An 18958-nucleotide genomic window follows, 5' to 3' on the forward strand; every position below is an offset into this window, starting at 1 on the left:
AATAGATGGACATGATCTGGCATACAATTTCCTTCGATGATTTCTACACCTTTCCATTTGCACAAATCTTTAAGAATCGTTCTGATATCCAAACGCAATTGGTTATAAATGATTTTTCTTCTGTATTTTGGTGTAAATACAATGTGATATTTGCATACCCACTTGGTATGTGCTAAACTATTTGCCATAGGGCAACATCCTTTCTTGTTTTAGTGACGGCTTGAACACTATCATTATACAAGAAGGATGTTGCCCTTTTGCTTAAGCATTAATCCCACCTGCGTAGCAGGTGGTTTTTGAGCCAAATCCCCTTGAGGGATTCGGCTCCCAAGCTAAAGCCATAATAAAACGGCATTGGGAACAATGCCGTTTTTCTTCGTTATTTAATTGTTTTCACAGGACAACTCCGTCAGCCGGATTAAAATCTCCTGCTGTCCCTCTCGCTGACCAGTTCAGCCATATCAACATGCAATTCCTCTGCCAGCGCAACTAACAACGGAAAACTGGGGCTTTGTTTTCCGCATTCAATACGGCTCAGATACTGATAGGAAATGCCCAGCTTATTGGCTAATACTGTCTGGTTCATACCGCCAATGGTACGGTAATACTTAATCTTTGCTCCTAACCGCCGGCACTTTTCCTGAAATGATTTTGTTTCGGACACTGTGGACCCTCCCTTGAATTGTTTTATCTTTAAAAAATATAATTAATTTGATACAAATATAATTATTTTAAAATATTATACCACAAAAAGTGAGATTAAAATCATGTTTTTTAAAAATATTTTATTTTTTTAGAATAATTAATAAAATATAACCAATGTTCCCGGGTTTCCCTGCTAATCATTCACCCTTGCCATATCCCTGCTTGCCACGATATCTACGCCAAGGCCTAAAATATCCGGCACAATCACATCCCCGGCCTTCACCGGAGCCTCCACAATTACATCGCGCAGATAAACCACACAGTCTGCAACCTTTCCTTTGGGCAGCACATCCGCCGAAACCACAGGCAGCAAAGGCAACAGCCCGCCTTTAATCCGCACCGTAGTCGTCAGCATACGACGGGGGTCCGTCACTTCCGTTTCAGCATACTTTGCACCACGGGGACAACTGTTGCCCGTCACGCCGGCAAACTTTCCGTTTTCCAGCATTACCGTCATTTCACAGCCCATCGGGCACATAATACAGTTCATTACTTTTGTTTCCATTTTTCTCTCTTTTCCGTATTTTAAAATGAGTCGCGCTGCAGCAGCGCGTTTACAATAACTGGTTCAAACTTACTTCGGTTGCAGGCCTACTGTTATTTTATCATGCATCAGCGCCGTTTTGGCAGCAGGAATATCCAATGTAACCATCTCGCTGGGCTTCACTACCGGCAGCATTTTTTTCACAAGCACTTCCCCGCCGCATTTTACCTCCAGGGTTACCTTACGGTCTGGAGCGCCTGCCCGCATGAATAGCCTTACAGGTTCCCCGCCCTCCGGCAGATGAAGTATCTGCGGCACACAGGTACGGATACCGTTTACCGGGGAAACCTCTACTGTATTCACGGCCGGCGCCAGATTGCCCTGTGCTTCTAAAGCCGCAAACTTGCCCGCAATCTCTGCCTCGTCGGAAACAAAGTCAACCAGGTCATGGACATGGACCACATTCCCCGCAGCATAAATACCCGGCAGATTTGTCTGCCGCCGCTGATCTACCCTGGGCCCGTTGGTAAAAGGCGCAATTTCCACACCGGCCGCCATGGAAAGCTCATTTTCCGGAATCAGCCCCACAGACAACAGCAGCGTATCGCATTCAATGTCAAATTCCGTTCCGGGAACCGGCTGCATCTTTTCATCGACCTTCGCTACCGTAACGCCTTCCACACGGTCACGGCCCTTGATTTTTAAAATCGTATGGGAAAGGTATAATGGGATATCAAAATCATACAGGCATTGTACCATGTTGCGGGTCAGCCCATTGGAATACGGGCATATCTCGCACACCGCCTGTACTTTGCAGCCTTCCAGGCTCATGCGGCGGGCCATAATCAGACCGATATCGCCGCTGCCTAAAATCACGATTTTCTTACCGGGCAGATACCCCTCCATGTTCACCATGCGCTGGGCCGCTCCTGCCGTAAACACACCGGCCGGACGTTCCCCTGCCGTACGGATGGCTCCCCGGGTGCGTTCCCTGCACCCCATGGTCAGTATAACGGTTTTACCCTCTACGGTAAACAATCCTTTTTCCGGATTCACCGCTGTGACCTTTTTATCTTTTGAAACAGACAGAACCATCGTGTCTGTCAAAGCCCGGATTTCAGGCTTGTCCTGAATCAAAGCGATACAGCGTCCGGCGTATCCGGGACCTGTCAGTTCCTCTTTAAAATGATGCAGTCCAAATCCGTTATGGATGCACTGCTGCAAAATACCGCCCAGCTCCCGGTCACGTTCAATGACCAGGATTTTTTTTGCCCCGTTCCGGTAAGCGGAATATGCGGCAGAAAGACCTCCCGGGCCGCCGCCAATAATAATTACGTCATAAAGCTCCATTTTCTTCACTCCAACACCAAAATCGCTGTCTAAACTATTCCAAAGTTCAAAGTAATCAGTTTCATCGTTTTCATTCCTCGAACTTTTTATAAAACAGTTCCGATCCCTGTCTTTCTTTCAGTACCTTTTCTACCGGAATTCCCAGTTCCCGGGCCAAAATCTGTGTTACCCGCGGACCGCAGAAGCCTCCCTGGCAACGGCCCATCCCCGCACGGGTGCGCCGCTTCACACCATCAACTGTACGGGCTCCCACCGGCTGGCGGATCGCCTCGATGATTTCGCCTTCCGTTACCGTTTCACAGCGGCAAATCACACGGCCGTACAGCCTGTTCTTTTCTATCATTTTCTGTTTTTCAGAAGCCGTCATACGGTTAAACGCCGGTTTCTTCGGTAATTTTCCGTTCCAGCCGGTTTTTTTACGAAGATACATTTCATTACCGACAGCTTCCACAACTACCTCCGCAATGGCAGGCGCTGCAGCCAGCCCCGGACTTTGAATGCCGGCCGCATTAATGAAACCGGGTACTCCGGAAGCTCCCAGAATAAAATCCCCCGTACTTGAAACCGCGCGCAGTCCGGCAAATTCCGTAATCGAGGCTCCCATAGGAAGGTTCGGAATAAGTTTCCGGGCTCCGGCAATAACTTCATTCATCCCATCCGGCGTTACAGAGGTATCTTCCTTGCTTGCCTGTTCGTTGGCATTGGGACCGATAAACGTATTGCCGTGGGTTGTGGTGCATATCATGATGCCCTTGCTCTTCTCATTGGGACAGGGGAAGATGGCGCCGTATACCAGCGAAGAAGCTGTCATTTTATCAAATAAAATATACTCGCCTTTACGGGGTGTAATGGTGAAAGAATCATCTCCGGCCAGTTTTGCAATCTCTTCCGCGTAGACGCCTGCCGCGTTGATAACAAGTTTGGTCCGGATTGCGCCTTTCGTTGTATTTACTAAGGTTACAGCTCCGTCTTCTTTTACAAAGCCAGTCACCGCACAGTCACAGATAACCTGCGCTCCGTTCTGTACTGCACATTGGGCAAAGGCCACCGCACAGCCAAAAGGCCACATCACACCGGCCGTAGGCGCCCATAACGCCGCCTTTGCCGTTACAAGGTTCGGCTCTTTTGCCAGCACTTCCTCCCGGGAAAGGATTTCCAAGCCGGGAACCCCGTTAGCCCTGCCCCGATCCAGCAGAACCTGCAGATGCTGTACTTCTTCATCGTTCGTTGCAACAACAAGGCTGCCCGTCCATTTAATATCCAGACCCAGCTCTTCCTGTAACTGATGATACAATGCGTTGCCCCGTACGTTCGTCTTCTGCTTCCAGGTTCCTGTTGGCGCGTCAAAGCCCGCATGACAAATCGCGCTGTTTGCCTTGGTGGTGCCCACAGCCACATCCGGCTCTTTCTCCACCAGAAGACAACGCAAATCATATTTGGACAATTCACGCAGAATAGCTGTACCTACGATGCCTCCGCCAATTACGACAACATCTGTTTCTTTAAAAAAATCCATCTGTCCCACTCCCTAAAAAGAAGCCGTGGCATCTTAAATACCCAGAACAGCCACGGCTTTATAACATTTATATATAAATTCCATTATAGTTTGAACTTTATTCTTTCACTATCTCTTCTTCCGATTCCACGGCGGCAATCGACGTAACCTTATCCCCTTCCCGCAGGGTGATTACATTCACGCCCTGAGTATTACGGCCTAACTTGCGCAACTGATCCACATCCATACGGATTACAATACCCGCTGCGGTAATAATATAGAGTTCATCTTTCGGATTTACAACCGTCATACCCACGACATCCCCGGTTTTGGGAGTGAGTTTGTAATTGATACGACCCTTACCGCCCCGGGTCTGTTTTGTATATTCGGACAGTTTTGTCCGTTTGCCCTGGCCGTTTTCCGTTACTGTCAGTACTTCGCTCTCCGGATCATATGCGTAATCCATGGCTACCACTGTATCGTGGCGTCCCAGGTTGATGCCCCGTACACCGTGGGCACTCCGGCCCATGCAGCGCACGTCTTCCTCGCTGAAGTGAATCGCCATGCCGTCCCGGGTAGCCATCAAAATAGACGCATTGCCGTCTGTCATCCTGACGCCGATCAGTTCCTCATCCTCGTTCAGCACAATAGCTTTCAGGCCGCTGCGGCGCACAAAAGAGAAGTCCGTCAGCTTGCAGCGTTTTACCGTGCCTTTGTCGGTAGCCATGAACAGGTACCTGTTTTCCTCGAATTCGGAAACGTTTATAACAGCGGTAATCTTTTCGCCCGGGCTCAGCTGCAGCAGGTTAATGATGGCAGAGCCCTTTGCCGTTCGGCCGGCTTCCGGAATCTGGTAGCCCCGCAGCGTGTAGACCTGTCCCTTGTTTGTAAAGAACAGTATATAATTATGGGTGGTAGCAAGGAACAGATATTGGGTAAAATCGTCTTCCTTCTTACCGCTGCCGCCCTTTTTACCGATACCGCCCCGTTGCTGCTTGCGGAAATTGTCCGGAGTCTGGCGTTTGATATAACCCTGATTGCTGAGGGTAATCACGATTTCCTCGTCCGCAATCAGATCCAGCACGTCCATATCACCGGTATCGTTCACGATTTCCGTCCGGCGGTCATCGCCAAACTTATCCGCTTTTTCATTCAGGTCTTTCTTGATGATATCCAGAACCTTCCTTTCATCTGCCAGCACGCTTTCCAGATAATCAATGGTCTGTAATACATCAATATATTCATCGTCAATCTTTTTCCGTTCCAGACCGGTCAGGCGCTGCAGTCGCATATCCAGGATTGCCTGGGACTGACGGTCGGAGAGGCTGAATTTTTCCATTAAGGAAGCCTTGGCGATTTCCGCGTTGGCGCTGTTACGAATTGTATGAATCACTTCATCCAGATGATCCAGCGCGATTTTCAGGCCTTCCAAGATATGCGCCCGTTCTTTCGCTTTAGCCAGCTCGAAACGGGTACGCCGGGTAACAACATCTTTCTGATGGCTTACATAACACTCCAGGATCTGTTTCAGATTTAGAACTTTCGGTTTGTTTTCCACCAGAGCCAGCATGATCACACCGAAAGAATCCTGCAGCTGGGTATGTTTATATAATTTATTGAGAATAACGTCGGGAACCACATCAGCCCGCAGTTCCACCACAATACGCATGCCGCGGCGGTCCGATTCGTCCCGCAGGTCGGTAATCCCTTCAATGACGCCGTCTTTTACCAGATTGGCTATACTCTCCAGCAACCTTGCTTTATTGACCTGATAGGGAATTTCCGTTACTACGATGCGATGCTTATTTTTTGGCATAGGCTCGATTTCGGCCTTGGCTCTTACTTTGATGATGCCCCTGCCGGTAGCATAGGCTTGGCGGATGCCTTCCTTCCCCAAAATCGTAGCGCCCGTAGGAAAGTCGGGGCCCTTGATGGCGTTCATCAGTTCATCAACCGTTATATCCGGGTTATCGATCAACATATCAATGCCTTTGACAACTTCCCGCAGGTTATGGGGCGGGATATTGGTAGCCATGCCAACGGCAATACCTGCAGAACCGTTAACCAGCAGGGCCGGTATCTTGGCCGGCAACACGGTCGGTTCTTTTAAGGATTCATCGTAGTTAGGCCCGAATTCAACCGTATCTTTTTCTATATCTTCCAGCATGGCTTCTGCCACTTTTGTCATGCGGACTTCCGTATAACGCATGGCCGCCGGGCTGTCGCCGTCCACGCTGCCGAAGTTGCCGTGGCCGTCTACCAGCAGATAACGGGTATTGAAATCCTGCGCCAGGCGTACTGTAGCGTCGTAAACGGAAGAATCCCCATGGGGATGATACTTACCTAATACTTCACCGACGATACGCGCCGATTTTTTATAGGGGCGGTTGGAGGTCATCCCCGCTTCCTGCATGGCATACAGAATACGCCGGTGAACCGGCTTCAGTCCGTCCCTTACATCCGGCAGCGCGCGCTGCACGATAACGCTCATGGCGTAGTTGATATAAGAATCTTTCATTTTATTGGTAAGATCAACTTCCTCAATCTTACCGCCGGAAGCGATATAACCGTCGTCATTCACCATAACTTCCGCATTTTCATTTATTTTTTCCTGTTCGGGAGTCTTTGTCGTATCGTCCACTTTTTCACCTCATATTACAATCTTTATATAATTCTGATTAACTTACTTTATTTTATCCTGCCACATAAAACACCGTCATTCCTGCCAGACAGGAAAACGTAATGTGGGGAAGCTCCTTCAACTGTTCTGCTTCACTCATTTCATTACTGATGGCAAAGGGATTATTACGGCTCAATTCTGTTTCATCCAGCTGCCACCTGGTACCGCTTACGGAAACTTTGCTTTTTTCCGTAAACGCAAGCAGGGAAACTGCTACCGGTGTTTCTTCCGCAGGGGGATAGAATTTAATTTTTACTCCTTCCGGAACAAAAACCGTGATTTCCCGTTCGTCTGCCAGTACAATGGTACGGTTCTTCTGCAATGCTTCAGTACCCAATGTTTCAAAGGCGCTCAGCAGATGGTCAAGCCGTCCCCCGTAGACGCCGGAAAAAATCCATAATTTGTCAGGAGGAAGGATTTCCAGCAACAGTTGCAAATCTGTTTCATTTTTGTCCGCCGGGAACACTTCCGCTTTCCCGCTTTCAACTGCCTGCTGCCAGAGGACAGGATCGGCGCTGTCTCCGTCACCTATTACCCTATCCGGATAAAACTGGGCGGCATGATAATAGTCCAAACCTCTATCCGCAGCAAAAAATTCAGGCGTGCCCGGCAGTTTTTCCGCTGTCATATTCAGCCAGGATGCTGCCGGTTTCCTGCCGCCACATACACAAAAAGCAATCTCCTGCGCAGGCTTATTATCTTCAATGGACAACGTTCCCTGGGGAAAGAATAGTTTATTCATGAGCGTACCTTCTTTTTGGCAGGAGCCGGTTTAATGATGATGCTGGTTCCTTCCCTTACGACTTTCCAGTCTACGTCCCCGCCCTTATCTTTCAGCCATTCCATGCTCACTTCCAGCAGGCAACGGTTCAGTTTCTCAATGGTTTCTGGCGGAAGCATCATGGCTTCCGCTTCTTTTTTAATTGCGGAAGATTTTTTACGCAGCTTTACGCGGCGGCTGTCATCGCTTAACAGCGCTGTTTCAAAACTTTCTTCTTCCTCCATCCCACGGAACATATCCGCGTCGGAGAGATTCTTTTTTATTTTCACGGTCATTCTCCATATACTTTTAATTAAGCATGATAATAAAACTACTGTGTTTATTCCCGTAAAGGAAATTCCTGCAAGGCTTACAGGTCAAGCACGGCTTTTGTAGCGTTTTCTTCAATGAACTGACGGCGTGGTTCAACCTTGTCGCCCATAAGAATAGAAAAGATGGCGTCTGCTTCCGCCGCATCGCTTAACGTAACCTGCAACAGTGTGCGGTACTGGGGATCCATAGTGGTTTCCCATAACTGTTCCGGATTCATTTCGCCCAGACCTTTATAACGCTGTACCGACACATTTTTCTTGTCGCTGCCGATTTCGTCCATGCATACCCGCAGTTCTTCATCCGTGTAAGCATAACGGTGCGCTTTCTGTCCTTTTTTAACAAGATACAGAGGCGGCTTGGCAATATATACATGGCCTTCTGTAATCAACGGTTTCATATACCGGTAGAAGAACGTCAGCAACAGGGTGGCGATATGTGCGCCGTCCACATCGGCATCGGTCATGATAATGATTTTTCCGTACCGCGCTTTACTGATATCGAAATCTTCCCCGATTCCGCAGCCGAAAGCTGTAATCATATTTTTGATTTCATCACTGGACAGCATACGGTCCAGACGGGCTTTTTCTACGTTTAAAATTTTACCGCGCAACGGAAGAATCGCCTGGAACTTGCGGTCACGTCCCTGCTTGGCACTGCCGCCTGCGGAATCACCTTCGACCAGGTAAATTTCCGTCATGGTGTTGTCCTTGCTCTGGCAGTCCGCTAATTTTCCGGGCAGGCTGCTGCTTTCCAGAATACTCTTCCTGCGGGTCAGATCCCTGGCCTTGCGGGCTGCCGCCCGGGCCCGGGAAGCCATGACCGCTTTTTCAATAATCTTCCGCGCTTCGCTGGGATGTTCTTCAAAGAATTCTTCCAGCTGGTCTGTCACCAGGTTATCTACAATACCCCGGATCTCGCTGTTTCCTAATTTTGTTTTTGTCTGCCCTTCAAACTGAGGTTCTTGAACCTTGATGCTGATGACCGCAGTAATACCTTCACGGCAGTCGTCACCGCTGAGGTTATCATCACTTTCTTTTAATAAATTGTTCTTGCGGGCGTAATCGTTGATGGAACGGGTTAAAGCCTGTTTGAAACCGCTTAAATGAGTACCGCCTTCTTCTGTATTGATATTGTTTACGTAGCTGAAAATATTTTCCGTATAGCTGTCGGTATATTCCATGGCTACTTCTACAATATTTGTATCTTTTACGCCTTCCACATAGATTGGTTCAGCATTAATCTTATCTTTGTTAGCGTCAACATACTTAACAAATTCAATGATGCCTCCTTTGAAATGGAAGGTCTCACTCCGGCCATCCCGTTCGTCTTCCAGGGAAATGGTTACGCCTTTGTTTAAAAAGGCCAGTTCCCGCAGACGCAGGCGCAAAATATCATAATCATATACCGTTTCGGTGAAAATCGTTTTGTCCGGAATAAAATGTACCGTAGTTCCGGTAGAATCCGCATCGCCAATTTCAAACAACGGCTTGCTTGTTTTGCCCCGCTTAAATTCAATACCGTACCTTTTTCCATTACGGCGCACTTCTACTTCCATCTTTTCAGACAAAGCGTTAACACAGGATACACCCACGCCGTGCAGACCGCCGGAAACCTTATAACCGCCATCACCGAATTTGCCGCCTGCATGTAATACGGTCATAACCACTTCTACTGCCGGTTTGCCTGTCTTATGCATATCAACAGGAATACCGCGGCCGTTATCCACAACCGTAATGCTGTTATCTGAATTAATGGTAACCTTTATGGTATCGCAGAAACCCGCCAGCGCTTCATCGATACTGTTATCAACAACTTCCGATACCAAATGATGCAGACCGCGGCTGGATATGCTGCCAATATACATACTGGGACGTTTCCGTACGGCTTCCAGTCCTTCCAAAACCTGAATCTGGCTGGCCCCATACTGCCCTTCTACGCCGGTAGCTTCTTTGATTTCCTTTTCGATTTCAACCTGTTTGGCTTCCTCCGCAGCGCGAATTTTTTCAGCGTCTTCACCCGCCTGCATCACTGTTTCCTTATTTTCAGCCATTATTTCCTCCGTTATGATAAATTAATTTTTGATTGATCCGTTTTTGCAATGTTGAAGCTGAAACTGCCGACAAATATATCTTTTCCTGTGAAAGGACTATACTGTCAATTACACCGCCTTCTGACAGGTCTTCAGCTTCGTAAAACTTACCGTCTTTATTTTTTAATCCTTTATAAAAATCTTTATTATCTTTTACTGAAAAGATACCTATGATTTCCGCTGCCCTTATCAGACAGCCTCCCCCTAAATGTACATACATATTTTATTTTCCCTTTTTCAAGAATTTCAAAATATTTACATACTCTTTTTCTTTAATCAATGCCAGCGGTTTTCCCGCTTTCAGCTGCACTCCCAGTTTTTCTTCCTGTTCGTTTGCCGTATTTAAGCGTATCTTTTCAAAATAATACATTTGGATGTCGCTTTTTATAATTTTAAACTCTTCTTCGCTGCATCTTACTACCTTATTCAGGTCGTACCACTTAATCCACGGTTCCCTGTGAATATGGCTCCACAGTTTATGTTCCAGTTCCCGGATTCTTTTTCTTTCGCATATATAACAAATATCTTCATTGTTTTTTAAATATTCTCCACAGACAGGGCATTTTTTAATTTTTCCTTCACTGGCCAGTTTTTCCAGCCCCAGCCTTTTTTCTTCCACGCTGATAATAGCATTTTTAACTTTTTCATTGCTTATATGGGAATATTTCTGCTGTAATCCCTTTTTTTCTGCTGCTGTTACTGGTGGAATCAGTAGTTTATCTTCGATTAGGCTTATTTTACTGTTTTGCGGATTCCTGTCTCTTTTTTTAAAGCTTTTTCCTAAAACAAACCTGATATCCTTTACATAACCGGTTCCCATAAAAACATTGATTTGCCTGATAAACTGGCTTTTATAATATACGAACTGATTAGACCATACAGAAGAATCCACTTCCAATGTCAATATTCTCCGTTCCAATTTTACCGGACTGCAATGTTTGGCGTTATTGTTACCGATTATATCCGCCCAGCAGGCTTTCATTTTAAAAAGATTATACTGATTCTGATTAGTCCGGGAACCAACCATCTTCAATACAATTTTTTCAACATCTTCCATTTAACTTTTTTTTATACTTCCTTTTTCCACCTTAAAATACTGATTGGACCCTAAATCGGGGATAAGTGTTTTATCATTAACCGTAATAATGGTCTGGACCTTATCATTAATAAAACTTACCAGCTGGTTTCGTCTGTGATGGTCCAGTTCACTCATAACATCATCCAGCAAAAGAACGGGATATTCCCCCGATATCTTTTTTACATATTCTATCTGGGATAACTTTAATGCCAGAGCACAGCAGCGTTGCTGTCCCTGGGAGGCAAAAGCCCTGCTGTCAGCATTATTTATGTATGTTTTTAAGTCATCCCTGTGAACGCCGATCCCCGTATTTCCCTGCATAATATCTTTAAATATGCGTTCCCTTATGCTTTTAATATAAAACTCTTTAATATCCGCTGCTGATTCTTTTTCCGGATAAAATACGGCTCCGTCGTTTCCTTTCATCTCGTATTTCATTTCCAGCGTATCTGTGCGGTCCGAAAGAATATTAAAAACAGGTATTGAAATTTCTTTAAGTTTAATCAGATTATCTAATCTTTTTATTAAAATCTGCGAACCTACATCAGAAATCTCTTCATCCCACGGAGCAAGCTGTTCCTGCGGCTGGTTTTTATCACGTATTCCTTTTAACAGGGAATTACGCTGTTTTAATAACCTGCGGTAACGGACAAGCAGTTCATAATACAACGGATCAGTCTGGGATATTTCCATATCCATAAAACGCCGCCGCAAACCCGGGTCCCCTTTTATGATTTGAAGATCTTCCGGAGAAAACATCACAGCATTAAAAAAGCTGTAATGGTCCTTTGCAGTTGCTTTTTTCCCGTCTATTTTTATTTCTTTGTGCCATCTTCCCTGGTCATTATACCTTTTCATCCTTATGGAGTGGATTTCATCTTCTTTTGAAAAATCCAGATGCACAGCCATTCCGTCGGACAAAAACTTTACCATTTCGTCTTCTTTATTAGTACGGTGGCTTAAACCAAAAGCGGAATAAAAGATGCTTTCCAAAATATTGGTCTTCCCCTGCCCGTTTTTTCCGTAAAAAACAGTTACCATTTTATCAAAAGACACCGTACAATGGTCATAGTTCCGGAAATTGACCAGCTGAAGCCTGTTAATTCTCATTTTTTAAAAAATAACCCTTACAGGAGTTACAATATAAATGTATTCTTCTTCGCTGTCAGGTTTGATGCAAACCGGGCTGAGGGAATTATTCAGATTAATCTCTGCTTCTTCAGTCTCAATATTTTTCATGATGTCCATAATATAAGCAGCATTAAATGCCACGTTGATAGGATTGCCTTCCGTATTACAAGAAATGATTTCCTCACCTGTTCCTACATCCGGACTGCTGGACATAACTTTGATTTCTTTGGCGTTAATGCTGATTTTTACAATACTGTAATCGTTTTCACTTCCGCTGCAAAGACTCATGCGGCTGACAGCCCCGGCCAGGTCTTTCACATTTACTTTGGTTTTTACGCTGAACTGAGGCGGAATTACCCTTTTATAATCAGGGAACCTTCCCTCAATCAGTCTGGATACCACTGACCATTTTTCGATTTTTACCATCAGCTGGTTATTTACAATAGAAAAGGTAACTTCCTGAGGTACTTTTCCGTTCAGGTTTTTATTAATTTCCTTTAAAACTACAGAAGGAATGATAACGCTCATGTCAGGCGCATTATCAACATCCAGCGTACGGATTGCAAGTCTGTGGGTATTGGTTCCCACAAACGTAATTTTATTGTTTTTAATCTCGCACAGTACGCCTGTAAACAACGGGCGGGCATAATCTGTAGAGCAGGCAAACGCTGTCTTTTTAATCAGTTCTTTTATTTTTTCTTCTTCCAAAACAAATGTCTGTTTTGCCGTAATGGAAGGATATTTTGGAAATTCATTTACGTTCATCAGTAAGATTTTGTAATCTGCTTTTCCTGACTGCAGACGCACATTATTATCATTCTGGGATTTTGTAACTTTTACTGTTTCGCCGTTAAAATTCCGGACCAGATCATTAAAACGGGATGCAGCAATTACAATTTCACCCGCTTCTTCCACTTCCGCCGGTATTTCATTGCTCATGGAAAGATTGATATCCATTCCTTCCAGTCTCAGTGTGTTATTATCTGCAATAATATGCATGCCTCCGAAAATAGGTGTGCTGGGTTTGGCTGCAATGGCAGGCATTACAGACTGTACTGCTTTATTAAGGTCTGAAGTCTGACATGTAAATTTCATTTGTTCACATTCCTTTCTCTTTTATAATTTTTTATTTTTAATATTTATATTTTAGTCGTAATAGTAACTGCTGTGTATTGTGTGGAAAAGTACCGGATACCAGCGTTTTTTCTCATCCACGGCTGTGCATAAACTGTTTATAGTGTGTAAAACTTTATCAACAGTATTGACAACCGTAAAAATTATCCACATTTATCCACATTTCAGTAACAGCTTATGAACATTTTTTAAACAGATGGTAAATTGCAGAGAAAATCAAATAGAGCGTATCTGTTCTTCAAACTGCTGCAGCAGATTATCAAAGCTTCTGTCTTCTTTTCTCATCTTTTCCACTTTTTCGTATGCGTGAATAACAGTGGTATGATCCCTGCCTCCAAAAGATAAACCGATTTTGGGCAATGAAGCGTCTGTCAGTCTTCTGCTGAGATACATAGCAATCTGTCTGGGCAAAGCTATGTTTTTTGGTCGCTTTTTACCTATTAAATCGTCGTTTTGCAGATTATAATATTTGCAGATGTGGCCGATTATTTTTTCAATCGTTATATTTTGTATGCTGTGGGTAGCAAAATCTTTCAGTACTGTTTCAGTAACCTTCATGTCAATGGGAAGATGCATGATGCTCGCATATGCTACGATCCGGTTAAACGCGCCTTCAATCATACGGATATTGTTATCAATGCTGACAGCGATTGTCTGGATTACTTCGTTAGGCATATTTATTTTTTCGATTTCCGCTTTTTTACGTATAATGGCGATGCGGGTTTCCAGGTCCGGTGGTTGAATATCTACCGTAAGACCGTTGACAAAGCGGGAACGTAATCTTTCTTCCAGTTTATCCATACTCTGGGGATGGCGGTCACTGGAGATAACAATCTGTTTGTTAGCTTCTTTCAGCGCATTGAACGTATGGAAGAATTCTTCCTGTGTGCGTTCCTTATTTTCCAAAAACTGGATATCATCGATAATCAGGCAGTCAATGGTACGGTACTTTTCCTGAAAGTCTTTGACCGTATGATTCTGAATGGCATTGATGATATCATTGGTAAAAGTTTCACTGGTTACATATTTTACTTTTGCATTGGGATTTGCTTCTAAAACAGCGTTGCCGATGGCATGCATCAGATGGGTTTTTCCAAGGCCGGAATTACCATAAATGAATAGAGGATTATATACGTTTCCCGGGTCATTGGCAACTGCCTGGGCTGCAGCTGTAGCAAAACGGTTTGAATTGCCGACCACAAAAGTTTCGAAACGCTGTTTTGGATTAATGTTACTTTCAAAACTTTTTTCATCATCTTTAAAGAGAGAATCTGTTTTATAATGTTCTGCCGGAACTTCTAAAACATTCTGGTTTTTAACCTTTAGTTCCAGACGGATATTATCATTTTTAGTAATATCTTTTAAAAGAGCCGATATAAGAGAAAAATAATTCTGCTGTATGGCAGAACAGAGAGTGGTGCTGGGTACAGTGCAGCAAATTACATCATTTTCCGCACTGACAGGGGTAATCTGACGAATATATATATCCATGTTGGATTCACTTATAGAATGGCTTAACTTATCTGTCAGTTTTTCCCAGATATACGATAAATCATATGTTTCCATGAAGCGTTTCCTTTCTCACAAATTTACTCTTTATTTTACCATAAATACGAAAAAAATTAAAGTTATCCACAGGGCAGAAAGCAGGTAAATTTGTGAAATATTGTTAAATCCTTGACACTGTGGGGGCTTTTTAGTATAATTCTGTCAGCTATCAATTGAAATCGTTTACATAGAGATTGATAAGACCATGGAATGAAGGAGGTAAGCACTGTGAAACGTACATTCCAGCCCAACAATCTGAGAAGAAAAAGAACGCACGGTTTCCGTAAAAGAATGGCTACACTGGGTGGCCGCCAGGTTCTGAAAAGAAGACGCTTAAAAGGCAGAAAGAAATTGTCTGCATAACTTTAGAATAAATAGGCCGCGCGAGTGGCCTATTTTTTCCATGTGGACAGGAGTATGGATGCAATGAAAGAATTCACATTTCCCAAATCCAATAAGATCAAAGCAAAGAAAGAGTTTCAGAATGTGTATGAAAAAGGACATTCTGTGGTGGATGGGTTATCTGTTTTCTATGTATTGCCCGGCGAAAATGAAAACATAAAAATAGGTTTCGCTGTGGGTAAGAAAGTAGGTAATGCCGTTATTCGCAATCATGTTAAGCGTATGATGCGCGAAGTCTTTCGTTTGCATAAGGCAGAGCTTAAAACCAATTTCCGTGTGATTTGGGTAGCCAGGAAAAGACTGGCGCAGGCGGATTTCAAAACGTATGAAAGAGTTTTCTTAAGACTGGCTAAACGGGCAGCTTTGCTGCAGCAGGCATAAAAATGAAAAAGGGTATTATCAGAATCATTAAAAACATACTTGTTGCCCTGATTCGTTTTTATCAGTTATGCATATCCCCGCTGTTAGGTAACAATTGCAGATATTATCCCACCTGCTCCCAATATGCAATAGAGGCAATTGAGAAAAAAGGGATAATAAAAGGCTGTTGGATGGCGGTAAAACGGATCTGCCGCTGCCATCCCTGGCATGACGGGGGATATGATCCTGTTAAATGAAGCGCGTAACAATGAAGGAGTGAAAAATTGGACTTTATATCGAATCTGGTTATCCAGGTTATTCAGACATTGTATCATTTTCTGGGAAGTGTAGGATTCCCCAATTACGGTCTGGCTATTGTGCTGATGACCATCATTATTAAAATTATCCTTTTCCCTTTGACGAAAAAACAGATCGAATCCACAAGGGCTATGATGTCAATCCAGCCCAAGATGAAAGAAATCCAGGAAAAATATAAGAATGATAAAGTCCGTCTGAACCAGGAACTGGCCAGGCTTTACCAGGAACAGGGTGTTAACCCCATGGCAGGATGCCTTCCTTTGCTTGTTCAGATGCCTATTTTGTTTGGTATTTATTATGCTGTCCGGGATTTCCAATATGAAGGTCCGGCTAATTTCCTGTGGATGGAAAATATCGCCAATCCGGATCCCATGTATATTTTACCGATAGTATCCGCATTAACTACCTATATCCAGGCCAAACAGACCATGCCTCCGAAGAAAGCGGGCGACAAAGGGCAGGACGGAATAATGGGTATGATGCAGGGGCAGATGATGACTTATTTTATGCCGCTGTTTATCGGCTATATCAGTTTAAGTTTCCCCGCTGCCCTGGTACTTTACTGGATTGTAATGAACATCATGCAGATTGCCCAGCAGGCATACATCAATTCGCAGATGGACCGTAAATAAAACAGGTTTTTATGATTGATAAGGAGTAGAATATGAACGTAGAATCTGTAGGTAAAACAGTAGAAGAAGCGTTGGAAGCAGCGTTAAAAGAACTGAACCTTACAAAAGAGGAAGTAGATTATACAGTTCTGATAGAGCCGAAAAAAGGATTTCTGGGTTTCGGTAAAAAAGAAGCAAAAATTCTGGTAACCCCAAAAGCAGATACCATTTCCCTGAAATCAGAAAATAAAGAAGAGCCTACTGTTGCGGAATCCTTAAAAGAAAAAGTTGTTTCTTTCGGAGAAAAAACAACCGAGTCGGCAGAAGCTGTTTTACGCAAAGTAGGGGAAAAAGCAGACGAATTGGATGAAAGGCAGAAAGCCTTTAACAACAGGGTAAAAGAAAAATGGAATGATACCGTTGATTCCGTTAAGGAAAGCGGGGATAAAGTCAAGAACGCAGTAAATGAAAAAGTTGAAACGGCTACCGCTGTATCTGCTGCTGTCAAGAATACCCTGGCAGAACGCAAAAACAAACGCCCTGCCAATGAAAATGCCAAAGAATTTGTAGTGGACGATGCAGTCGTAGACGAAGCTAAGGAATTCCTTGCCAAGATTTTCAAGGCCATGAAAATTGAAGTCGTCATGGAAAAATTTGTCAATAAAAAAGATGGCTGTGTGGTGCTGAAGCTGCATGGCGATGACATGGGTATCCTAATTGGCAAACACGGACAGACGCTGGATTCATTACAGTATCTGACCAATCTGGTGGCCAATAAAAATACGGAAAACAGAGTACATATCGTAATTGATGTGGAAAATTACCGTGACCGCAGGGCGGAAACGCTGACCCGTCTGGCGAAACGCCTGGCCGAAAAGGTAAAGAAAAGCGGAGAACGCATTGTGTTGGAACCCATGAATCCCCATGAAAGGAAAATAATCCACACCGCGTTGCAGAACGATAGCAAGATTACGACGCTGAGCGAGGGAAGCGAACCCTTCCGTAAAGTTGTTATTGAACTTAAAAAGTAATCAATAATGTAAAACCCGGTGTAGATTTTCTGCCCGGGTTTATTTTGTTATTTCAGGTGGAAACCATGATACAGGAAGATACGATCAGCGCTGTTACAACAGCGCCGGGAAACGCGGCTATCGGCATTGTGAGGATAAGCGGTGCGGATGCGCTGCAAATTGCGGATCAGATGTTTTTTGCCGCATCCGGGAAAAAACTGGAAACCTATCCTTCCCATACGATGGTCTATGGGTTTGTCAGGGACAGAGAGGGAAGAGATATAGACGAAGTACTGACGGTCTATATGAAAGCCCCCCGGTCCTATACAGCGGAAGACGTAATTGAAATACAGTGTCACGGCGGTATGCAGAGTATCCGACAGATTCTGGCGCTGACGTATTATTACGGAGCCCGTCCGGCAGAACCCGGGGAATTTACGAAACGGGCGTTTTTAAACGGCCGCATCGATCTGGTCCAGGCGGAATCCGTCATGGACATCATCAATTCCAAAAGTGCCGCCGCCCTGAAAATTGCAGTGCAGCAGCAGGAAGGATTTCTTTCAAAAAAACTGAAAGAAGTCCGCAGAAAGCTGCGGGATGTGATCGTGCATCTGGAAGCTGTCATTGATTACCCGGAAGAAGACATAGAAGACGTAACTTATTATGAAGTGAAAAATTCCATATCTGGGGCGGCGAAAGAAGTAGCTGTCCTGCTGGAAGGAGCTCATACCGGCAAAATATTAAAAGAAGGACTGCGAACGGCGATTATCGGACGTCCTAACGTAGGCAAGTCCAGTCTGCTGAACACGCTATTAAAAGAAGACAGGGCGCTTGTATCCGAATATGAAGGAACAACCCGGGACGTAATCGAGGAACAGCTGGTCATCGGGGGGGTTCCCGTACTGCTGGCAGATACCGCGGGCATCCACGATACCAAAGATTTTGTGGAAAAACTGGGCGTGGAACGCAGCCGTGCCTTTTTGGACAAAGCCGAACTGATCCTTGTAGTCTTGGACGGGACCCAGCCCCTGACTTCAGACGATGAGACGATTCTGGCAGCGATAAAAGGGAAGAACGCTGTATTTGTGGTAAACAAAACGGATCTTGCGGAAAGCATCATCACAAAAACGCTGGCGGAACGGTTTGCACCGGAAAACGTCATCGAAATTTCCGCCAAGACAAAAGAAGGCATCGACAGACTGGAAAGCTGGCTGAAGGAATATGTATACGGCAGCAGCAGACAGTCGGATGAAGAGATTTATATCCAGAATGAGCGGCAGATCAATTTGTTGCGTCAGGCTGCGGACAGTTTAAAAGATGCCGTGGAAGCCGCGGAAAACCGGCTTCCTTACGATTGTCTCACCATTGACGTGGACCGGGCTCTGACCCTGATGGGGGAGATTACCGGGGAAACGGTACGGGATGAGATAATCAATGAAATTTTTGCCCGTTTCTGTGTAGGAAAGTGAG

General features: G+C 44.6%; 20 protein-coding genes. 6 read left to right on the top strand and 14 right to left on the bottom strand.

Annotation, left to right across the window (positions count from 1 at the left end; genetic code table 11):
• The 14 genes from tnpA to dnaA form a co-directional block, all read right to left on the bottom strand.
• A partial coding sequence (gene tnpA / locus BM159_RS09295) for an IS200/IS605 family transposase (RefSeq protein WP_143089424.1) occupies positions 1-188 on the bottom strand: 188 nt, incomplete at its 3' end.
• Between the two features lie 230 nt (positions 189-418).
• Positions 419-664, bottom strand: coding sequence for a helix-turn-helix domain-containing protein (locus BM159_RS09300; protein ID WP_093913971.1), 246 nt, complete (start codon positions 662-664; stop codon positions 419-421).
• A 174-nt stretch (positions 665-838) separates the two neighbouring features.
• On the bottom strand, positions 839-1195 hold the full coding sequence (locus BM159_RS09305) for a DUF1667 domain-containing protein (RefSeq protein WP_245763699.1): 357 nt from the start codon (positions 1193-1195) through the stop codon (positions 839-841).
• Between the two features lie 84 nt (positions 1196-1279).
• Positions 1280-2539, bottom strand: a complete 1260-nt coding sequence (locus BM159_RS09310; RefSeq protein ID WP_093913973.1) for an NAD(P)/FAD-dependent oxidoreductase — start codon at positions 2537-2539, stop codon at positions 1280-1282.
• A gap of 70 nt (positions 2540-2609) precedes the next feature.
• Positions 2610-4055 carry an NAD(P)/FAD-dependent oxidoreductase gene (locus BM159_RS09315; protein ID WP_093913974.1) on the bottom strand — a complete coding sequence of 482 codons (1446 nt, stop codon included), beginning with the start codon at positions 4053-4055 and terminating at the stop codon, positions 2610-2612.
• Positions 4056-4152: 97 nt separating this feature from the next.
• Positions 4153-6618: a DNA gyrase subunit A gene (gene gyrA, locus BM159_RS09320; RefSeq protein WP_093914006.1), complete on the bottom strand. Its 2466-nt coding sequence runs from the start codon at positions 6616-6618 to the stop codon at positions 4153-4155.
• Positions 6619-6727: 109 nt separating this feature from the next.
• Positions 6728-7456, bottom strand: a complete 729-nt coding sequence (locus tag BM159_RS09325) for a thiamine diphosphokinase (RefSeq protein WP_093913975.1) — start codon at positions 7454-7456, stop codon at positions 6728-6730.
• Complete coding sequence (locus BM159_RS09330; RefSeq protein WP_093913976.1) at positions 7453-7764, bottom strand: hypothetical protein; 312 nt, start codon at positions 7762-7764, stop codon at positions 7453-7455. The genes BM159_RS09325 and BM159_RS09330 overlap by 4 nt, the downstream gene beginning before the upstream one ends.
• Before the next feature lie 80 nt (positions 7765-7844).
• Positions 7845-9833 (bottom strand): DNA topoisomerase (ATP-hydrolyzing) subunit B, encoded by a 1989-nt coding sequence (gyrB, locus tag BM159_RS09335; RefSeq protein WP_218149567.1) that lies wholly within the window; start codon positions 9831-9833, stop codon positions 7845-7847.
• Between the two features lie 16 nt (positions 9834-9849).
• On the bottom strand, positions 9850-10116 hold the full coding sequence (gene remB, locus BM159_RS09340) for an extracellular matrix regulator RemB (RefSeq protein WP_093913978.1): 267 nt from the start codon (positions 10114-10116) through the stop codon (positions 9850-9852).
• Positions 10117-10119: 3 nt separating this feature from the next.
• Positions 10120-10953 (bottom strand): DciA family protein, encoded by an 834-nt coding sequence (locus BM159_RS09345; RefSeq protein WP_093913979.1) that lies wholly within the window; start codon positions 10951-10953, stop codon positions 10120-10122.
• Complete coding sequence (gene recF / locus BM159_RS09350; RefSeq protein ID WP_093913980.1) at positions 10954-12084, bottom strand: DNA replication/repair protein RecF; 1131 nt, start codon at positions 12082-12084, stop codon at positions 10954-10956.
• A 3-nt stretch (positions 12085-12087) separates the two neighbouring features.
• Positions 12088-13200, bottom strand: a complete 1113-nt coding sequence (gene dnaN / locus BM159_RS09355; RefSeq protein WP_093913981.1) for a DNA polymerase III subunit beta — start codon at positions 13198-13200, stop codon at positions 12088-12090.
• A gap of 255 nt (positions 13201-13455) precedes the next feature.
• Positions 13456-14805 carry a chromosomal replication initiator protein DnaA gene (gene dnaA / locus BM159_RS09360; RefSeq protein WP_093913982.1) on the bottom strand — a complete coding sequence of 450 codons (1350 nt, stop codon included), beginning with the start codon at positions 14803-14805 and terminating at the stop codon, positions 13456-13458.
• Between the two features lie 192 nt (positions 14806-14997).
• Between dnaA and rpmH the strand changes: the two genes are divergently transcribed.
• The 6 genes from rpmH (at position 14998) to mnmE (ending at position 18957) form a co-directional block, all read left to right on the top strand.
• Positions 14998-15150, top strand: a complete 153-nt coding sequence (gene rpmH / locus BM159_RS09365; protein WP_176760399.1) for a 50S ribosomal protein L34 — start codon at positions 14998-15000, stop codon at positions 15148-15150.
• A gap of 63 nt (positions 15151-15213) precedes the next feature.
• Positions 15214-15570, top strand: a complete 357-nt coding sequence (gene rnpA, locus BM159_RS09370; protein ID WP_245763700.1) for a ribonuclease P protein component — start codon at positions 15214-15216, stop codon at positions 15568-15570.
• A 26-nt stretch (positions 15571-15596) separates the two neighbouring features.
• Positions 15597-15806 (top strand): membrane protein insertion efficiency factor YidD, encoded by a 210-nt coding sequence (gene yidD / locus BM159_RS09375; RefSeq protein ID WP_342745758.1) that lies wholly within the window; start codon positions 15597-15599, stop codon positions 15804-15806.
• 27 nt (positions 15807-15833) lie between these two features.
• Positions 15834-16499 carry a YidC/Oxa1 family membrane protein insertase gene (locus BM159_RS09380; protein ID WP_093913985.1) on the top strand — a complete coding sequence of 222 codons (666 nt, stop codon included), beginning with the start codon at positions 15834-15836 and terminating at the stop codon, positions 16497-16499.
• A gap of 32 nt (positions 16500-16531) precedes the next feature.
• Positions 16532-17509 carry an RNA-binding cell elongation regulator Jag/EloR gene (gene jag / locus BM159_RS09385; RefSeq protein ID WP_093913986.1) on the top strand — a complete coding sequence of 326 codons (978 nt, stop codon included), beginning with the start codon at positions 16532-16534 and terminating at the stop codon, positions 17507-17509.
• Between the two features lie 65 nt (positions 17510-17574).
• On the top strand, positions 17575-18957 hold the full coding sequence (gene mnmE, locus BM159_RS09390; protein ID WP_093913987.1) for a tRNA uridine-5-carboxymethylaminomethyl(34) synthesis GTPase MnmE: 1383 nt from the start codon (positions 17575-17577) through the stop codon (positions 18955-18957).
• The last annotated feature ends 1 nt before the right edge of the window (position 18958 follow it).

It is taken from the genome of Succiniclasticum ruminis DSM 9236, assembly GCF_900112895.1.
Classification (GTDB): domain Bacteria; phylum Bacillota; class Negativicutes; order Acidaminococcales; family Acidaminococcaceae; genus Succiniclasticum; species Succiniclasticum ruminis.